The organism is Chryseobacterium culicis, from assembly GCF_002979755.1.
Classification (GTDB): Bacteria; Bacteroidota; Bacteroidia; order Flavobacteriales; family Weeksellaceae; genus Chryseobacterium; species Chryseobacterium culicis_A.
Genome location: NZ_PCPP01000002.1, coordinates 289,623 through 309,332, shown reverse-complemented (window position 1 = coordinate 309,332; position 19,710 = coordinate 289,623). Strand labels below are relative to the sequence as shown.

The 19,710-nt window shown below is 35.8% G+C and carries 14 protein-coding genes and 1 pseudogene; 11 read left to right on the top strand and 4 right to left on the bottom strand.

Annotated elements, in window-relative coordinates; translation table 11 throughout:
• Both CQ022_RS14505 and CQ022_RS14500 read left to right on the top strand, forming a co-directional pair.
• On the top strand, window positions 1-2,523 hold the full coding sequence (locus CQ022_RS14505) for a beta strand repeat-containing protein (protein WP_105683062.1): 2,523 nt from the start codon (window positions 1-3) through the stop codon (window positions 2,521-2,523).
• A gap of 6 nt (window positions 2,524-2,529) precedes the next feature.
• Entirely contained in the window at window positions 2,530-2,949 is a 420-nt protein-coding gene (locus CQ022_RS14500; protein WP_105683061.1) for a hypothetical protein, read from the top strand.
• Between the two features lie 106 nt (window positions 2,950-3,055).
• On the opposite strand, the gene CQ022_RS14495 is transcribed toward CQ022_RS14500, so the two are convergent.
• Window positions 3,056-3,490 carry an META domain-containing protein gene (locus tag CQ022_RS14495; RefSeq protein ID WP_228421717.1) on the bottom strand — a complete coding sequence of 145 codons (435 nt, stop codon included), beginning with the start codon at window positions 3,488-3,490 and terminating at the stop codon, window positions 3,056-3,058.
• A gap of 86 nt (window positions 3,491-3,576) precedes the next feature.
• Here CQ022_RS14495 and CQ022_RS14490 point away from each other — a divergent pair, with 86 nt between their 5' ends.
• The 3 genes from CQ022_RS14490 (at window position 3,577) to CQ022_RS14480 (ending at window position 7,674) form a co-directional block, all read left to right on the top strand.
• Window positions 3,577-5,784: a S46 family peptidase gene (locus tag CQ022_RS14490; RefSeq protein WP_105683060.1), complete on the top strand. Its 2,208-nt coding sequence runs from the start codon at window positions 3,577-3,579 to the stop codon at window positions 5,782-5,784.
• A gap of 77 nt (window positions 5,785-5,861) precedes the next feature.
• The gene (locus CQ022_RS14485; protein WP_105683059.1) at window positions 5,862-6,338 is read left to right on the top strand and encodes a YdeI/OmpD-associated family protein; all 477 of its coding nucleotides are present in this window, start codon (window positions 5,862-5,864) and stop codon (window positions 6,336-6,338) included.
• Window positions 6,339-6,447: 109 nt separating this feature from the next.
• The gene (locus tag CQ022_RS14480) at window positions 6,448-7,674 is read left to right on the top strand and encodes a spondin domain-containing protein (protein ID WP_105683058.1); all 1,227 of its coding nucleotides are present in this window, start codon (window positions 6,448-6,450) and stop codon (window positions 7,672-7,674) included.
• Between the two features lie 67 nt (window positions 7,675-7,741).
• On the opposite strand, the gene CQ022_RS14475 is transcribed toward CQ022_RS14480, so the two are convergent.
• The 3 genes and pseudogenes from CQ022_RS14475 to CQ022_RS14465 all read right to left on the bottom strand — a co-directional run.
• Complete coding sequence (locus CQ022_RS14475) at window positions 7,742-8,032, bottom strand: hypothetical protein (RefSeq protein ID WP_105683057.1); 291 nt, start codon at window positions 8,030-8,032, stop codon at window positions 7,742-7,744.
• Window positions 8,033-8,192: 160 nt separating this feature from the next.
• Window positions 8,193-11,300, bottom strand: coding sequence for a non-ribosomal peptide synthetase (locus CQ022_RS14470; protein ID WP_105683056.1), 3,108 nt, complete (start codon window positions 11,298-11,300; stop codon window positions 8,193-8,195).
• A gap of 450 nt (window positions 11,301-11,750) precedes the next feature.
• Window positions 11,751-12,425 (bottom strand): annotated as a pseudogene (locus CQ022_RS14465) (ATP-binding protein); the annotation flags it as partial.
• 114 nt (window positions 12,426-12,539) lie between these two features.
• Between CQ022_RS14465 and CQ022_RS14460 the strand changes: the two are divergent.
• The 6 genes from CQ022_RS14460 to CQ022_RS14430 all read left to right on the top strand — a co-directional run bounded on the left by CQ022_RS14460 (window position 12,540) and on the right by CQ022_RS14430 (window position 19,556).
• Window positions 12,540-13,244: a TnsA endonuclease N-terminal domain-containing protein gene (locus CQ022_RS14460; RefSeq protein WP_105683055.1), complete on the top strand. Its 705-nt coding sequence runs from the start codon at window positions 12,540-12,542 to the stop codon at window positions 13,242-13,244.
• Entirely contained in the window at window positions 13,241-15,157 is a 1,917-nt protein-coding gene (locus tag CQ022_RS14455; protein WP_105683054.1) for a helix-turn-helix domain-containing protein, read from the top strand. The genes CQ022_RS14460 and CQ022_RS14455 overlap by 4 nt, the downstream gene beginning before the upstream one ends.
• Complete coding sequence (locus CQ022_RS14450; RefSeq protein ID WP_165791667.1) at window positions 15,138-16,034, top strand: TniB family NTP-binding protein; 897 nt, start codon at window positions 15,138-15,140, stop codon at window positions 16,032-16,034. The genes CQ022_RS14455 and CQ022_RS14450 overlap by 20 nt, the downstream gene beginning before the upstream one ends.
• Complete coding sequence (locus CQ022_RS14445) at window positions 16,034-16,453, top strand: TniQ family protein (RefSeq protein WP_105683052.1); 420 nt, start codon at window positions 16,034-16,036, stop codon at window positions 16,451-16,453. The genes CQ022_RS14450 and CQ022_RS14445 overlap by 1 nt, the downstream gene beginning before the upstream one ends.
• 941 nt (window positions 16,454-17,394) lie before the next feature.
• Entirely contained in the window at window positions 17,395-17,865 is a 471-nt protein-coding gene (locus tag CQ022_RS14435; protein WP_123864443.1) for a hypothetical protein, read from the top strand.
• Window positions 17,866-17,888: 23 nt separating this feature from the next.
• The gene (locus tag CQ022_RS14430) at window positions 17,889-19,556 is read left to right on the top strand and encodes a hypothetical protein (RefSeq protein ID WP_105683049.1); all 1,668 of its coding nucleotides are present in this window, start codon (window positions 17,889-17,891) and stop codon (window positions 19,554-19,556) included.
• The last annotated feature ends 154 nt before the right edge of the window (window positions 19,557-19,710 follow it).

Genomic DNA, 19,710 nt, shown 5'->3' with positions numbered 1-19,710 from the left:
ATGAAAAAAATATTATCACTGTTTTGGATCCTGACAGGTTTCTTTATGGGACTTTCTCAGGCTCCGGAAAAAATGAGCTATCAGGCTGTCATGAGAAATGGTTCCGGACAACTCCTAGTCAATCAAGGAATTGCCGTGAGAGTAAGCATATTACAGGGATCTCCTGCCGGGGCTGCAGTCTATTCTGAAAGACTTACCGGAAACACCAATGCCAACGGACTTATCAGCCTTGAAATAGGAACAGGAACTGTACTCACCGGAACATTTGCCACCATCGACTGGCCTGCAGGAAGCTATTACTTAAAAACAGAAACTGACCCCGCAGGAGGAACCAGCTACACCATAGTAGGAACCAGCCAGCTGCTAAGTGTTCCTTATGCGATGTATGCCAAATCTGCAGGTGGTGGAGGCGGAAGTTTTGTAATTCCCTATACTAATACCGTTAATAATGCTTCTACTTTATTTTCATTAACCAATGATGGTGATGGAACATCTTTAGAAGGGAATAACAACACAACAACCTCCAATATTGCAGCAGTAAGAGGAGTTGTTACCAATGTAGCCCCCGGAGGATTTTCTTCAGCGGTTCGTGGTATTAATAACGGAACCGGCGGACTTGGAGTAGGTGTATACGGAAGCCAGGCCGGAAGCGGCTGGGGTGTTTATGGTACAACACCTAATGGCTTAGGAGTCTACGGAAATGCCACTGGAAATGGTTTTGGAGTATACGCAAACAGCAATACAGGAACAGGTCTTAACGCTACCAGTAATAACGGAATCCCTGCGAGTATTTCAATCCTGAACAACACGAATAATAATGTTGCTCTTAATGCATCCAGTGTAGGGAATGGTACGGTTGTAAATGTTACGACTACTGGAAACGGAGCCGGGGTAAGAAGTTCTACCGGAGCTGGATTTGGGGTACATGGTTCCACTTCTTCCCAATCTTCAGCAGGTATTGTGGGTGACAACACCGGAGCTGGTGAAGCAGTAGTAGGTAGAACAACAAGTGATATTGCCGGAGCAGTAGTAGGCCGTAATGACGGAGGTGGATATGGGGTGAGAGGTTTTGTAGCTACCAATACCTCCGGAACCGGTATCGGTGTTTACGGGCAGGTAGGCTTAAATAACAGTACTGGTCGTGCCGGAAGATTTGAAAATTTTAACCAAACAAATACTACAGGGAATACTTTTGAGGTAGAAACGAATGGAAATGGAAATATTCCGGACAACACCCAGGGAAATGCAGCCTCTTTTCTCGTTGACAATACCAATAGCGTTGGTGCTGCAGTAAGAGGAGAAGTAAATACTATTTTCGGAAACTTTGGTGCCGCCGCAATTTTTGGAATTTCTTCCGGAACGGGAGGACGTGCAGGTTTATTTTATGCCTCAAATCCTTCAGGAAACGGAGCTTCATTGATTGCCCTGACTGATGGTAACGGAAATGCTATTACCGCGAATGCAGGAAAAGACGGAAATGGTGTTGAAACCAATATTGACGGAGCTGGAAATGCTCTCTATGCATGGGTTCCTTCTTTTTCTACCGGACGAGCCGGAAGATTTGAAATCTTCAATGAGAATAATACCAGTGATGTTATCACAGTAAACACAATTGGAAATGGTATTGCAGGGAATTTTAAAGTAGACCGAACCACAGGAACTTCAGCCGCAGTGAGAGGAGAAGTAAATTCACAGTTTGCCAACTTCGGTACTGCAGGGATTTATGGAATTTCTTCCGGTACAGGAGGATATGCAGGTTTATTTCATGCCAGTAATCCTGCCGGAAACGGCCCTGCACTGATTGCTATTGCAGATGGAAATGGAAATGGTATAACCGCTAATGCATCCAACGCAGGAGATGGTGTAGAAACTACTGCAGATGGAACCGGAAACGCGATTTTTGCATGGGTTCCTAATTTCGGTAATGGACGGGCAGCAAGATTTGTTAATTTTAATACAGCCAACACCAATCCTCCCCTTACCGTAGAAACTCACAGCAATGGTTCTATCGCTTTATTTAAATCCGGAAATCCGGGTACAGTGAATGTGGCCAGAATCAATTCTGCCGGACGTGGATTTTTTAACGGAGGAACTCAAAACAGCGGTGCTGACGTTGCTGAAGCATTTGATGTCAATGGACATATTTCTGAATATGAGCCTGGTGATATTCTTGTCATCTCAACGAAAGCAGACAGAACTGTTGAAAAATCTTCAACTCCTTATTCCTCTCTTGTTGCAGGTGTATATGCCACTAAACCGGGTGTACTGCTTACAGAAGAGCATATTGACACTGATATTTCCGATAAAGCTCCAATGGGAGTCATTGGGGTAATCCCCACCAAAGTATGCCTTGAGAATGGAAAAATAAAAAGAGGTGACCTATTGGTAACTTCATCCAAACCGGGTGTTGCAATGAAAGCCAATATCAAAATGGTAAAAATTGGACAGGTAATCGGAAAAGCGCTTCAGGATTATGACCAAAAAGAGATTGGAAAAATTCAAGTATTAGTCAACATAAAATAAACCGTCATGAAAATAGCATATATTATCCCGTTATTATTTTTAAGCACTATTATTTATGCTCAGGAAAATAAAAAAGCGGCTCCGGTAGAGGAAGACCAAGCATTGGTTGTAAAACAGGCAAAAGAACAACAGGCAAAACTCATGCAGGAAGCCAAAGAAAGAGACGAAAATAAAACGGTAAACTCCGGTATGGTCTCTGATCATGGTCTTGAAGTAAAAAAACAGGATTCCAAAACCAAAGCAGCTGCAGACAATTCTGGAAAACTTCTCCCCAATACAGCAAGTCTTGAAGACATTAAAAAAACAATCCCCAACAGACAGGCATATCACAATACTATAAATTCTAGGAACACAAAAATGACAGTTACCGGGCTGCCTAACACAGCAACCCTGGAAGAAATAAAAAAAACGATTCCAAAAAACTAATGACTCTCAAAAGCTAATAACCGCAAAAAAGCTGATAACCAAACTAGATTTTTCAAACAAAGAAGTCCGCTGCAATGCGGACTTTTTATATGATAATAGGCCATTATTAATCCCAGTCAGCAGCTACAAATTTCATTAAATTCCCCTGATCATCGGATAACATAAGAAAATGTCCCTCGATAGAATAATTAGTCATGGTTTCAATTTTCTTCTGAAAAGAGGTTTCAAGATTCATATCCTGACAGGCTTTCATCGTACTGATTCCCTTTGAAATCTTTACTTTTCCTTCTTTTTTAAATTCTGATACAAAAGACATCCGGTTACATCCCATGTAAGCACTCGCCTGAATTTTACCTTTCACGATATTGGCTGTCAGATTCATTTCTGCTTTATGAGCTATCAGCTGGTCTTTTGAAAAACCATCCAGTGAAACCAGCATCCACTGCCTTTGAAGGGAAGGATTTTTAGCAGGTACTGTGGAACAATTCAAAACAACTCCTAAAAGTAAAACGGCAAAAAGTGATAATAGTATTTTTTTCATGCGGATTATCATCCCATTTTCATACCATTCCGGGACAGAATCTCGTAAAAATTAGTAAATTAGCGACACAAAAATTATTTTATAAAATGAAAAGACTATTTCTACTATTCACTTTCTTACTGGGCTTTGCTCAGATGAGGGCGGATGAGGGGATGTGGCTGCTAATGCTCATCAAAAGACTTAACGGTGTTGATATGCAAAAAGAGGGTCTACACCTTACGCCTGAAGAAATTTATTCAGTAAACAATTCAAGTTTAAAGGATGCTATCGTAAGTTTCGGTGGATTCTGTACAGGTGAAATTGTTTCTGATAAAGGACTTATATTTACCAACCACCACTGTGGTTATGGTGCTGTTGCTGCTGCTTCTACACCAGAAAAAGATTATTTGAAGAACGGATTCTGGGCAATGAAACAGAAAGACGAATTCAATGCAAAGGATCTTTATGTAAGATTTTTAGTGAGAATGGATGATGCTACGCAAAGAATCAATTCTAAGCTAAACAACAATATGACCGGAGCAGAGAGAAAAGCTGTTATTGATGCTGAAACTAAAGCAATCCAGACAGAAAACTCTGAAAACGGGAAATATACTGTAGTGGTAAGAGATTTCTTCAACGGAAACGAATTCTACTATTTCGTATATCAGGATTATAAAGATATCAGATTAGTAGGTGCTCCCCCTTCATCATTAGGAAAATTCGGAGGAGATACAGATAACTGGGAGTGGCCAAGACACACTGCAGACTTTACTGTTTTCAGAGTATATGCTGATGCTGCAGGAAACCCGGCTGAATATTCTCCAAGCAATACTCCTTTGAAGCCTAAGCACTTCCTTCCGGTTTCTCTTAAAGGAATTAAGCCTGGTGATTTCTCAATGATCCTAGGATACCCTGGAAGAACAAATCGTTACCTGACTTCTTACGGAATTCAGCAAATGGTAACTAAAGATTACCCGGCTTGGGTTGAAGCTTCTAAACTTGCTATGGATGTAATGAAAAAGTACATGGACAAGGATAAAGCAACTCAGCTTAACTATGCTTCTCAATATGCGTCAGTAGCTAACTACTGGAAAAACAGACAAGGAACTATCGATGCGGTAGAGAAAAACGGAACTATTGCTGACAAGCAAAAAACTGAAGACATCTTCAGAAAATGGTCTATGACGTCTGGAAATGAGGCTTATGATGGTATTCTAGAAGATATTGGAATGTATTACAAGCAGGTTTCTGAGAGAAATGTTGAAAGAAACTATGCTTCACAATTCTCAAGAAATGCAAAATATATCTCTCTTGCCTTACAGGTAGGTTCTGTTCTTAAGGCTTACGCTGCCCAGGATATGCAGGGAAGATTAGCGATGAAAGCTAAAACTGAAGCTGCCATCAAAGCTGCTTATGAAAACTTCAACCCTTCTCTAGAAGGAGAAATGCTTTCTTCTATGGTAAACCTATACCAGATGAGAGTTACGAATAAAGAAATTGCTTCTGCTACTATTCTAGGATTAGATGCTAAAACAATTTCTAACCTTGCTTATTCTTCAATCTTCGCTAACAAAACTTCTGCAACGAACTTCTTATTGAACCCGGATGCATTGAAGCTTGATGCTGATCCACTTTGGAAAGCTGCTAACGGAATTGTTGCTGATCAAAAAATGAGCAACGAAAGATATGTTAATGTAGACGATAATTTTGCAAAAAAGAACCGTATGTTCTTAGCTGGTTTAATGAAGGCTATGCCTGAGAAAAAATTCTATCCGGATGCTAACTCTACCATGAGATTAACTTACGGTACAGTAGATAAATTACCTATCAGAAATGACAGAAACTATTTTGGTATTACTGATAACTACTATACAGATATGACAGGTCTTGTTGGAAAATACAAGAAAGGTGATGAAGAATTCGATCTTCCTCAAAGAGTGATTGATCTTTACAACCTTAAAGATTTCGGACAGTATGCTGATGCTGCAGGATATATGCCAGTAAACTTCCTTTCTAACAACGATATTACAGGAGGTAACTCTGGTTCTCCGGTAATTGATGGAGACGGAAACCTTATCGGTATCGCTTTCGATGGTAACAGTGAAGCATTAAGTGGTGATATTGTATTCGAACAGGAATGGCAGAAAACAATTAACGTAGACGTTCGTTTTGTTCTTTGGACAATCGATAAGTTTGCAGGTGCTAGAAGATTAGTTGATGAATTAAAGCTTGTAAGAGGTGAAAATACTCCAGCTGATACAAAAACTAAAAACTCAGGTACTACTACAACACCTAAGAAAATCAAGAAAAAATAATATTTTTTGATATATTTTTTGAAACCGTGAATTTACTTTCACGGTTTTTTTATTTTTGACTCTTGAAACACGTCATCATGATCCCTAAAAAAATTGAATTTACAGCCATTATTCAGCAAAACGGAGAAATGAATGCTGCATTTGTAGAATTTCCATTTTCTACGGAGGAATTGTTTAATAAAAAAGGACAGGTAAAAATTAAAGCCTTATTTGATAATAGAATCGAATACCGCGGAAGCCTGGCTAAAATGAAATCGGATTGTCATATTTTAGGACTTACCCAAGAAGTCAGAAAACAGCTTGATAAAACTTTCGGTGATGAGGTTTCTGTTTCTCTTATTGAGGACAAAGAAGAAAGAATGGTTGAAATTGCCGATGACATTGCCTCTGTTTTTAATGAAAATCCGGATGCAAAAGGACTGTTTGACAAAATGAGCTACACTCACAAAAAGGAATACATCCGCTGGATTGAAGAAGCCAAGAAACCGGAAACAAGAGAAAACAGAAAAATAAAAATGATTCAGATGATTCTGGATGGAAAAAAGGGAATATAATCGTCTTTTTGAAAAAAAAAATGAATTAAGAAAATATTTTTTGTCAGGATCTCAAAAAGTAGCCGACTATAGTTACAGATATCAATGATAACTATAAAAATTTACTTTTATGAACAAATTTATTTTCAGAACATCTGTTTTAGCGGCAGCAACTCTAGCTGCATTTACCCTTTCTTCATGCAAGGATTCAAATGACGACATGATGATGGACATGGCTTTTCAAAGAACGATTACCTTTGAAAATGTAGTAACCCCTAAAGATTTTGTAGAAAGCGGAAGTTTTCAGGGAACAGGAACTCCTCCTATTATTTTGCCTGGACAATCTGTTTCCGTTACATTCAGTGCAGGAAAAACACAGGCCTTGATGTTTGCAACGATGTATGGAGCTTCAAAAGACTGGTTTTTTGCCTCCCAACAGCCAGGAATCAAACTGTTTGACACCAATGGAAATGCAATTACCGGAGATGTTTCTTCAAGCGTACGACTATGGGATAACGGAACGAAAGATGATGCTACAGGACAGGTTGAAAGTAAGCCCATCATGCAGGTTCCTAATGTAAATGCTTCCCAGCTTATGAAACTCAATCTGGCTTATAATGATGTAACTTCGGAATTTACCCTCACCATTACCAATACTTCTGGCGGAACTGCCAACGAAACTCCTTTTTCTCCCGGAGTATGGGCAGTATCCAACTACAATGGTTCTCAGCTGCTGAACAGTGCACCATTCTTTACACCTAATGCGTTATCAAATCCTGAAATTACCGATATTGCTCAAATGGGAAATATCAGTAAAATGATGACTAAACTGAATGCCAATACCGGAATTATGACAGGGCTTTCTCCTGCTTTGGTGGTTGTTTACCGTGGTGATAAAAATCCAATGTATGAATTGGGTAAAACAGATAGCGGAATGGGACTGAAAGATATTGCCCAGTTTGGAAATGTTGCCAAACTTCAAAACAGTTTGAAATCTTTATCCAATGTGAAAGGGGTATATGTTGCCGGAAATGCTCCTGTAGCACCGGGAAGTAAGGTAACCACAAACTTTAATGCTGAACCGGGTGATAAAATTGCTTATGTAACGATGTTTGGTTTCTCCAACGACTGGTTCTATGCTAATGAACAAAGCATTGATGCCAATACTAAGGGCGACATTAGTTCAAAAACCTCATTATATGATTCCGGAACAGGTATTGATCAATATCCCGGAGCTGGAAATCATCAGGCATTATTTGGCGGAACTCCACAAAGTGAAAATAAGATCATTTCCAAAGTCGGAACCCAGTATCCTGTTCCTGCTGTTCAGAATGTGATTAAAGTAACAATCAATTAATCTGCAGATAAATAAAAGATCAGACCTTATTGTCTGATCTTTTTTCTTTATAGAAACCTATGCCTGATTATAGCTTTAGCTGGCCTTCCAAATACTGTTCTCCTCCTCCATTGGTAACCGTTATAAAACCTTCATACTGGCTTACCTTCACCCCCAGATCATTGTTTATTTCCTTAAAATATCCAGCTTTTTCTTTGTTATAGATTGTATCTCCCTGCCAAAGAAATTTTGCAGACTGTCCTGTTTTATTGTGAAATGTAAGAGCTTTCAATGAGTTTGTAAATCCCCCGGATCTAAGATCTACCACTGCACTTTCATTGGCTGCAAAATCTTTAGACAATACAATAATATTATTCATTTATTTTTCTTTGGTTTTCGGTTAATTAAAAGCTGAGTAATACTTTCTCATTGCCCTGATACAAATGTCATTCCCCATTACGACAAAACTTGACGTATTTGTTTGCTAAAAATTAAAAGCCCAGACACATTCTGCCTGGGCTTTTTCAATTATTAAAATACTATTCAACCGGAATTCCCAGATACTGTAAATAGGAATCCAGTATTTTTTTATCAAACACCGGTTCCTGAATGCCTGACCCTTCCAGATACTGAATAACATTGGAGCAATCCCATACATAAGTGTTCTGGTAAAGTTCTACAGTAGATAAGCCTTCATGCATATTATCTCTGAAAAGACTTGTTAATGGATACAAACGATTTTTACTGTCATCTTCCCACTGTTTTCGCCATTCTTTATAAGGAAGATCTTTGAGTGGGAAAGGATAATATTTCTTCATCAGTCCAAAGAAATCCTCCAGAGTGAGATTAGTTTCTGGACGGGCAATCAGATTGAATTTTTTGCCTATCGCCTCTTTATTTTTTGTGATATGAGCAATGGCTCTTGTCATGTAATCTACAGTAATAAGACCTTCTCTAAGCTCAGTCAATGCAGGATAAGACTTGAATTCTATGCAGTTTTTCACCAATCCGGACCACCATTGATAAGAAGCACTTGCTCCTGTTTCACTGTGACACATTGCGTATCCCAGACGATAAGTAATCAATGGCAGCCCTTCTTTTGCCGCTAAATCAGCAACAGCTTCCATGACCCATTTACTTCTTACATAGCCAATATCTTTGCTTACAGACATCAGGTTTTGTTCAATATCATCGGATTCAAGCATTACTTTTTTTCCGGTAAATACATGCCCCCAGCTGTACACAGAAATGGTGGATAACAAGGCAAGACATTTTGTTCTCTCAGCCCCTGCCAATTTTATGATTTCTCTTAATCCTTCAACATTCGGAGCTTTCATATAGGAATAAGGTTCAATGAAGTTTACAGAACTTCCGGAGTGATAAATCACATCGGTTTGCTTTGCCAGTTTTGTGAATATTGCTTCCGATAATCCTAAAGACGGCAAAGCCAGATCGCCAATTACAGGAATAATTCTCGATTTCTGTTCTATTTTTTGAGGAATGTGGTACTGTTTAAAACATCTGTCAATCTTTTCCATTGCAGAAAATTCGTCCTGAGCTCTTACGAGGCAATAAATATCTGCATGGGTAGTATCCAGAAGTTCCTGCAACAGATGAATTCCCACAAATCCTGTAACACCCGTTAAAAATATGGCCGTTGGATTTTCCACCTGCTTAGGATCAAATCCGCCTGCAAAAACAGTTCCTGGAGTCAGATAAACATCTTTCTGTAATTCAACATAAGGTTCTACATCTTCCACAGGAATTGCTTCCCGTGTTTCCCGGGATCTGGCAATAAGAACTTCTGATAACTGCTGCAATACCGGATACTGATAAATATCCCGTAAATAGATCTTTATGTCAAGCTTTCTTTGTAACGCTACAGCAACAGTCGCTACCAACAGTGAGTTTCCTCCAATATCAAAAAAATTATCTGTAATATTAATAACGGGGCGTTCCAATGCAGAAGACCAGACCTCTGCAATAATTCTTTCAGTTTCATTGGTAGGAGGTTCGAATGAAATTAATTCTTTGGCTTCTTTATCAGCCAGATCTTTTAATGCCTGAGTATCTGTTTTACCATTTGCTGTTAATGGGATTGAATCTACAAAAATAATCTGTGCAGGAATCATATAGCCCGGAAGTTCTTCTTTCAATGCATTTCGGATTAAAGAAATATCCTTTATCGCATCAGATTTTAATACAATAAAAGCAATGAGGTATTTGGTACTTCCTTCCGTCTCTTTAGTAATGACCACTGCTTCTTTATTATTTTCCTGCTGGATTAATGAACGTTCTATTTCTCCAAGTTCAATCCTGAATCCACGAATTTTCACCTGATTATCAATTCTTCCCAAGAATTCTATATCACCGTCCGGTTTCCATTTGGCTAAGTCTCCGGTACGATAAAGCTTTTCTTTTTCATTAAAGGGATTGGTAATGAATTTAGTATTTATCAGTTCTTCATTATTAAGATATCCATTGGCTAAAACGCTTCCTCCAATGCATAATTCTCCTACAGCTCCCACCGGAAGCAATTCCATATTGTCACTTAAAATATAAGCTTTTGCATTGGCGATAGGTCTTCCTATAGAGGAAACATATTTTCCGTTGGTGTCTTTCACTTTTTTGAATGTAGCAAATACAGTACATTCGGTGGGACCATAATAGTCTACCAGTTCGTAGCTTAATTCAGAAGTAAGTATGGGTTTTAGTTTTTCACCTCCTGTAAAGAGATATTTCAATTTCAAATCGCTATAATTCCTGGAGTAATTAACTACAGAAGGCGCTAAAACAGAGGGCACAAAACCGTGTGTAATCTGATTTCTTCTGTAATACTCCACCAATGCATGAGCGTCTGTTCTGTCTTCGTTATCTGCAATAAAAACAGATCCTCCGGAAGTAAGTGCCGACCAGGTTTCCCATACGGAGATATCAAAAGCCAATCCTGCAACAAGAGTCAGTTTTGAATGGTGATCCACATGAAAATGATGGTTATGCCATGTTACCAGATGTTGTATAGCCTGATGGCTCACCATTACCCCTTTGGGTTTTCCGGTGGAGCCTGAAGTATAAATTGTGTATGCTAAACTGTTCTGATGAATAGCAATTCCAGGATATTCTGAAGATAAATCATTAAGATTCCCGATATTACTCAGATCAAATACTTTTGCCTTTTCTTTTTCTGATAAAAGGTTTCCGAGAATTTGATTGGTAATGATAATATCAGCAGCGGTATCTGAAAGAATATACTCTACTCTCTTCGCGGGGTAAGCAGGGTCTATTGGAACATATGCCGCTCCCGTCTTAATAATCCCAAGAACTGCAACGAGCCATTCTAAAGAACGATCGAGCCAGACAGGAACATATTTTCCTTCTTTGATACCCTGCCCTAATAGAAAGCTGGCAACCTGATTACTTCTCTGATCCAACTCTCTATACGTAATTTCCTGATCCCGATAAACTGCTGCCGTTTTATCGGGATGGAGCAATGCCTGTTTTCGGAAAAGAGATTCCAATGTTTCTTCGTGATGATAATCCCAGCCGGTTTTATTGAATCCGTTTAACAATTTTTCTCTGTCTTCAGATGACAGCAATACAGCCGAACCTATTGATAAGGTTTCTAATGAGGGAATTGTGTTTGACATAATAATAATTTGATTTGGTTTAAAAATTTGTAATTAATGGATTTGACTTTATTTAAAGTTGATTTCAGACTTTATAAAACAAGGAAACAACAGGACATAAGGCATAACCACAGCATATTTACTGAATGTGTTTCATAAGAGTTTAAAAAACGGAATGACATAAAGTCTTAAGCGGTTCACTCATTGAGAAGAACCGCAAACGTTATTTATTGGAATCAAAAAGAAGAAAGAATATATTCTGGATATTCTTCAGAAATCAAGGTGAATACTTTACCCTGAATTTAAAAATTTGATTTTCATAATGTAATATTATTGATAATTTGGTAATCAAACTTAACATAATATTTTAACCTATGCGTTACATAATTACTATGTTTATCTTAAAGAATAGAATTAAACTTATGAAAATACCATTTGTATTTATTTCAAAATCAATTCAATAATAAAAAATCAGCCATTCCAGAATTCACGATCCAGACTTCTGTATTGTATGGCTTCAGAAATATGATGGGACAGAATATTTTCAGATTCTTCAAGGTCAGCAATTGTTCTGGCTACTTTCAGAATTCTGTCATATGCTCTTGCTGAAAGATTGAGTTTCTCCATTGCTAATTTGATAAGACCGAAAGACGTTTCATCCACTTCACAAAATGCCTCAATTTCCTTTGGCCCTATCTGGGCGTTACTGCTGATCGCGAGATGCTGATAACGTTTATTCTGGATATCTCTTGCTTTCAGCACACGTTCCCGGATGTCACTACTCTTTTCCCCTTTTCTTTTTTCAGCAAGTTGTTCAAATTCTACCTTCTGAACTTCAATATGGATATCGATCCTATCCAGAAGCGGCCCCGAAAGTTTATTCATATACCGCTGCATTTCATAAACAGATGACGTATTATTAGGATCATCAGGGAAAAAACCGCTTGGACTGGGATTCATAGAGGCCACCAACATAAAACTTGCCGGATAGTTTACCGTAAACCGGGCTCTTGAAATAGTTACTTCACGATCTTCCAGAGGCTGTCTCATTACTTCCAGAACGGTTCTTTTAAATTCAGGCATTTCATCCAGAAATAATACACCGTTGTGAGCAAGGGAAATCTCTCCTGGCTGCGGATAACTTCCGCTGTATATTTGCAGAGTAAATGCAAAATAAAATGGAAAAACAGCTGTTATTTGCACTTACTTTGGATATTTTTTCGCAAAGTAAGTGCAACCAAATTTAAATCCTTATCTTAGATGGTACAGATCATACAAAATAAGGTGAGAAAAATTGGCTTAAAACATAGCTCACTATCTGGAAGCTTTTTCAGCGCTAAAACCAATAAAGAAGTCCAGTTTGAATCCTCTCTGGAAAGAGATTTTATATTCCTACTTGAGATGGACTGGATTATTGAGTCTTATCACGAGCAGCCAATTACTATTTATTACTCAGATTCTGAAGGAAAACAACGTTCTTACACTCCTGACTTTTTATTTTATTGGCACTACCGGTTTGCCTCAAAAGGATCAAAACCTTTACTTGTCGAAATAAAATACAAAGAAGATCTAGAAAAGAACTCTGTGATTTATCAACCCAAATTCAAAGCCGCTAAGGAATTTTGTGAAAATAATGGTTATGAATTTAAAGTTCTTACTGAAGAGGATATCAGAACTGAATATCTTGAAAACTGTAAATTCTTATATCGATATAAGAAAAATACTTTTGATCATAAACATCCGGACATACAGCTCATTTTGAAAACCATGTGTGATTTACAATCCACAACACCAAGAGAGCTTATTCAGGTATGCGCAAGAGATAAATATAAACAGATGGAGCTTATATACTATATGTGGTACATGGTTTCAATAAATATCATCAGGTGTATTTGGGAAGAACCACTAACGATGGACTCTGCAATATGGCTTGATGAATTATATGAAAATTCTTATCCAAAATGAAACAAGAAATTTTTTATTTGAATGTAGGTCAGCAAGTAACTTATAATGATATTCCATGTACCATTATAAGAAACATTGATATTCAGCGTGTAAGTGTTGAGGAAATAGAAAGCGGTATAATACATACGGTCAATATTGGTGATATCTTACCCGCTGATTCGAGGCAGGAATCTAACAATAGAAATCTGCTTGACTTCACAGATAAAGAATGGAAAAAAGCGCAAGAAAGATTTCAAATTATTCGCCCAGTTCTTGAAAATCGGGGTGATTTAAAAACTGTTGAAAAAGCGGCAAAAGAAGCTAAGGTTGATAAAGTAACAATTTATAGATGGATCAATCGCTATGAGCAAACAGGAAGTATTGGATCTATACTTGGTAAAAAGAAAAATGGAGGTCGTGGTAAATCAAGACTATCCCCCGAACAGGATGAAATAATACAAAAATGTATCAATGAAATATACTTAACATCCTTTAGGAAATCTATCAATTATCTTATTAGAGCCATTTCATTTGAATGCAATAAACTGGGATTACAGACACCACACTCTACGACAATACGAAGACGAATCAATGAAATTTCAGAAGAGGAAAAGGTAAAGCAACGTTATGGCAAGAAGGTTTCTGATAATAAATTCAGACCAATTCGTGGAAATTTTCCACATGCCCACTATCCATTATCAGTTGTACAGATTGACCATACCCCTGTAGACATTATACTTGTTGACGAAGTATTTCGTCAGCCTTTTAACAAACCTTATTTAACTGTTGCTATAGATGTTTACAGTCGAATGATATTGGGAATCAACATTTCATTTGATCCACCTGGAGCAATGGGAACCGGTCTTTGTATTTCTAATGCCATTTTGGCCAAAGAAACATATCTTCAGAAATTAGGGGTTGATGGATCGTGGGGATGCTGGGGCGTAATGGAAACTATTCATGTTGATAATGCAAAAGAGTTTAGAGGAATTATGCTAAAAAAAGCATGTGAAAATTATGGAATTAATCTTGAATTCCGCCCTGTTGCAACTCCCCATTATGGAGGACATATCGAAAGATTCCTAGGTTCATTTTCAAAAGCCGTACATGATCTTCCAGGCACAACATTTTCAAACATTAAGGAACGTTCAACTTATAAATCTGAAAAACACGCCTCATTCACATTGGCTGAGTTTGAGAAATGGATGGTAACTTATATAGTCAATGTGTATCATAAAACTGTACATTCTGGCATTGGAATGACTCCTGAAGAAAAATATATTGAAGGAATATTTGGTAATAATGAAACGAAAGGTATGGGTCTCCCCCCACGTTTTCATGATGAAAGAAAGATTAGACTTGACTTTATGCCTTATTTAGAAAGAACAATACAAGCTACAGGGGTTGTGATCGATCATATACATTATTATGATGAAGTTTTAAGAAAATACATTAACGTTCCTAATAAAAGTAAGAACTTAAGGAAATATTCATTTAGAAGAAATCCAAAGGACATCAGTGTCATTTATTTCTTTGATCCTGATCTTAATGAATATTTTGAGATACCATATAGAGATACCCGTTACCCTCCTATGTCAGTGTGGGAATATAGAGCTGCAGTAAAAAAATGGAAAGAGGATAACACCGGAATTATTAATGAGGCACATATATTTGAAAGCTATAAAAAGCTGGAAGAAATTGAATTAAAAGCAATTAAGGCAACAAAAAAACTCTCCAAAAATTCCAGAAGGATGATAACAAAAGAATTTATGGGCAAAGAAATCTTCCTGGAAGATATTACAAAAGTTAATAATGAATTGGAATTATCCGGAACCAGTAAAAGCCAAACTTTGGAAACCCAGAAAATCAGTTTTGAAAATGACTTAAACCTAAAACCATTTGAAAATTTAGATGATGAAGCATTTGACAACTAAAACTAAGGAACTTGTTTTAAATGGAAGTCTTGAAGAAAAATTATTTCATTTAAGAAAACAGAAATGGATTCCCTATCCTAATGCAGATAAAATATTAGCAAAACTGGAAGACCTTAAAAACTACCCAACCGTAGACAGAATGCCTAATTTATTGATCGTTGGAGAAACAAATAATGGAAAAACAGCATTGATTAATAGGTTTTATAAGAAAAACAACCCATATATCCGGGAAGGAGAATACGATGTTGTCATTGCCCCAGTACTTGTTGTACAAGCACCTGCAGAACCTGATGAAAAGAGCTTTTATAATAAGATTCTGCAAATTCTCAATGCACCAATAATAAAAAGCGAAAGTCCGGATATAAAACAAAGAAGAATTATTTCCTTGTTTAAGAAACTGGAGGTAAAACTTATTATTATTGACGAAATACATCATGTCCTTGCAGGAAGCCCTCTTAAACAACGAATATTTTTGAATGTTCTAAAGTATTTAAGCAATGAATTAAAAATTCCAATTATCTGCGTGGGCATTCGTGATGCATTTAATGTCATTCAGTCGGACGCCCAACTCGCCAATAGGTTTGAAACAGTTATAATGGAAAGATGGAAAATGGATAAGGCATATTTACAGTTCTTGGTAAATTATGAGGCGCTTCTCCCTCTTGAAAACCCTTCATATCTTGCTGAGAATTCAATGGCATCAAAAATTTTAGCAATGTCAGATGGTTTGATCGGAGAAATAAACACTATCTTAATAAAATCCGCTGAACTTGCTCTTAAAAGTGGATTACATAAGATTGATCACAAGATATTGGATAATATCGAATACGTTTCACCTGAAGACAGAAAGAAAATTCTAAGAAGAGCTAATTTGTAATGCCATACATCCATACATTAAATAAAAATATATGGGCACATTATATCCCACCGTATCAGGATGAACTTTTCACAAGTTGGTTTCTTAGACTTTCACAAGAGCATTCAGTAAAAAGCCATTCTTTTGGAAAATATTATTTTAAAGATCAACAATTCTGGAACCGAGATGTAGATAATATGCCTACAGATTACTTAAAAAAAGTAATATTTGATAATTCACCTTTGGAGTATACTGCCATTAACAATCTATTTTTAAGTAATTATCAAAGTATGTTATTTGAAAATCACAATCCAAACGGTTTTACCTCTGGAATACTTCCATTAGGCATTGCCCATAGAAAGCGTAAGAATAATGGACTTTTATATTGTCCAATATGCTTAAAAAAAAAGCTTATTATAAAAAACAATGGAGGTTATTAATTTCTTATGTATGCTGTGATTGTGAAGTTCTTTTACGAGATTGCTGCACCAAATGTTATAATCCTATAACTTTTCACCGATTAGAACAGGGTAATAAAAAAATAATCAAGATTCAATCACTAAATTTATGTTCGTTTTGTGATTATGATTTAACTCAAGATTTTGATAAGGCAAACAAAAATCAAATTGCAAATCAGATAAAAATATACCAAATATTAGAACAAGGATATTCTGAGAATATGCATTACAGTTTCTCTTACTTCTACCTCCTTCAAAATATCATGACTCTTTTATCACGAAAACATCAAGTTTGGGGAAGGCTACGAGAGGCATGTGAATTTGAATTTGGTACTCTGCCAGAAATAAATAAAAATTTTACAACCTGGTCTATTGAAGATCGTATTCCTATTTTCGAAATAGCATGTAAAATCATTAAAGATCATTCTTTTCTAAGATACCTGATTATCACTTATAACCTTAGACTAAGTGAATTTAAAAAGGATCATATACTTCCATATTCATTTGAAGCAATATTCAAAAATATTTAATTATAACAAACCCGATTTTATATAGACGAATATCTTGATATTATATAGCTGAATATACATTCAAAATATCCCAATCTAAAAAACATAATATTCGCAATAAATATTATGAATATTACGAATATCACATAAAAATTACACAAACAAACTGTACATACTAAGTATTTACACAGTTAAACGTGAAATTTGCAATTTGAAAGAAAATATTTATATTTGTGTTTATGACTTAAAAAAAGAATCTATTAAAAAAGAGAAATAAAAAATCCGTTAACAGTAATTGGAACCTACCTAATAACGGACTTATGTGTTATAAAAATAATGGTAAAGGAAATTCTTTTATCCGACCCCTTATTTTCTATAGCAAATATAAAAATTTATTAATTAATAATGAAATATATGATGCTGAAATTACAAGAAATTTTACAAAAAAAATGCAGCTTGTTTAAGTTGAAAAATCCATTCGGATGCACATTAAAAAAACAAACAAACAAAAACAGCTTACACTCTAATTATCAAACCACTACAAAACCTAATCCCGTACTAACATTTACTGAAATTTCAACAGAAAAACAGATATTAGATTTACTGAAATTTAAGAATAAATTTCTATCTGAAAATGAGATTGTATGTTACCTATCAAACACTATATATGAAGAAAAATTCTGTCAAAAAAAGATAAATTTCTGTCTGGAAAAACTTGAAAAAGAAAAAAGGATTTATGAATATCGAATCCCGAAAACGAATAAATCACTTTGGGGTCAGGCGTATTGGCTAGACCATAATATGATTCCTCAAAAAGCATATATTAATCATCCAAAATACAGAGATGTCATTCAGGAATATAAACGCCAATGTAGTTTAGCTTAACCACACAAAATATATTAATAGTTATGGATTTCGACTTCAGCCTTCCTCCCATTACCAAGGGGTTTTATAAAATTACCAACTTTCCTTATTGGTTTAAAAATACCAATGATGAAATATACACAAAAATAGAATTTGCCCATATTATATATGAGCGTGAGAATAACTTTATGGTTGAAAAAATACAATCCTACCATGATGATGAACTTAATATTGAGACATTAATTGATTTAAAAATTGGGGATAAATTCGATATCAAACTCGATGGCAATAAAAAAAGGATAAAAAGGATAAAAATCAAAAAAAAATATCAACAGAGAGTTTGGGTGGATAGTTATGAAAATATGCGTTTCCAAAAAGTAGAAGATGATCAGAACCCTATTTTTTCAGCAGGCTCCTTAGGTACAAGATATTACCAGATAGAAAAGGAATATAAAGATGGATCTCCTATAACAATTATTATTCCATCTGTTGTTATTGCCCAAGCATTTTATCTGGTAAATTCTCTGATCATTCAAAATTTATTTAGGGCAGATCTTAATGAGTTAAAAGAAATTGTTAATTGGGAAACAAAAAAAGAAAATGATCTTGTTATTGGGGAAATATCACTAAAAAAACATGGAACTGAGAATATAAAATCAATGGCTAAATCATTGGCATTCTTTTTATTTTCAAAGGACAACTACCTGTGGAACAACCTGCTAAAAATGCAAAGTAACCTATATCATAAAGTATTAAATAACTCTGCAAATAACAATTATAATTTTTTAATTCCTATACGTGAAAAATTGCATCTAACTATAACCGGGAACTATATCAATACCCCTGAAAAGACCTTTTTTTTGGCGAATGAAATTATTAAGGTAAAACCAGAAAAGAACTTTGATGATCTTTATGACACTGATTATATCAGGTTTATCGATTCTTACAACATATCTTCTGCCGAGTCTGGCTATCCAGCTGGTTCTTCAGGGAAAAGATCAAAAGGTACCAATAAAAATAAGAAATCAACCATTACAAAAGATGGTGTTAACCCTCAATTAGCCGAAAATTTTATTGAATCTGGAATTGATATTTTAAGTGAGATCGTCAAGCTTTCCATTGAGTCTAAAGTTAGTAAATCCAATTCTGGAGGGAAACCAATTTTCCCACCTTCGACTCCTTATGGATCTTTTGATTCCAAACAACCAGATCCACGTTCAAAGTCTGGAGGAATTAGCGGTGGAAAAAAACCATCTAATACGCAGAATAAAAGTGAAATTTTCCACATCATTTATTCTATAGTGGGAAAATTAAAGGGTCATTTTACTATTAGTGAGCATATCACTAATAATAAAGAAATTGTAGTCTTTAAAGTTTTATTTAATGGAAAATATGCTTTTTTGATAGACGATGATTTTCATCAACGTCTACAGTTAGTGTATCAAGCTGGATTAAAAGATGTTTCGGCAACAGACATTGATAATCTAATAAATTTGATTAAAGATAATGATTACAACTGGAAGAAAGTAAAAATGAATAAAGAGTCTAATGGGTTTATAATTTCTAAACCTACAAATTACAATCGAGGAGGAACACGCATTGTTAAAACAATAGTAAATAAGGATGGAAATAAGGAAGAAGAAAAGATATCTGATTTGTGTTACTTTAATATTTTAAGCAAACTGAAAAGCCTGTTTGAGAATCTTCACTAGAGACTCTCTAATATTTTTACTATACAGAAATCCCTACAATATTTCTTATTCTTTCTCTATTATACCTAACAACAAAATGGACAGGTATTAATCCGTTTGCATTAATTTTCTCTTTTCTTAATTTTAAATTTGCTATTTTGAAATTGAAAATTTG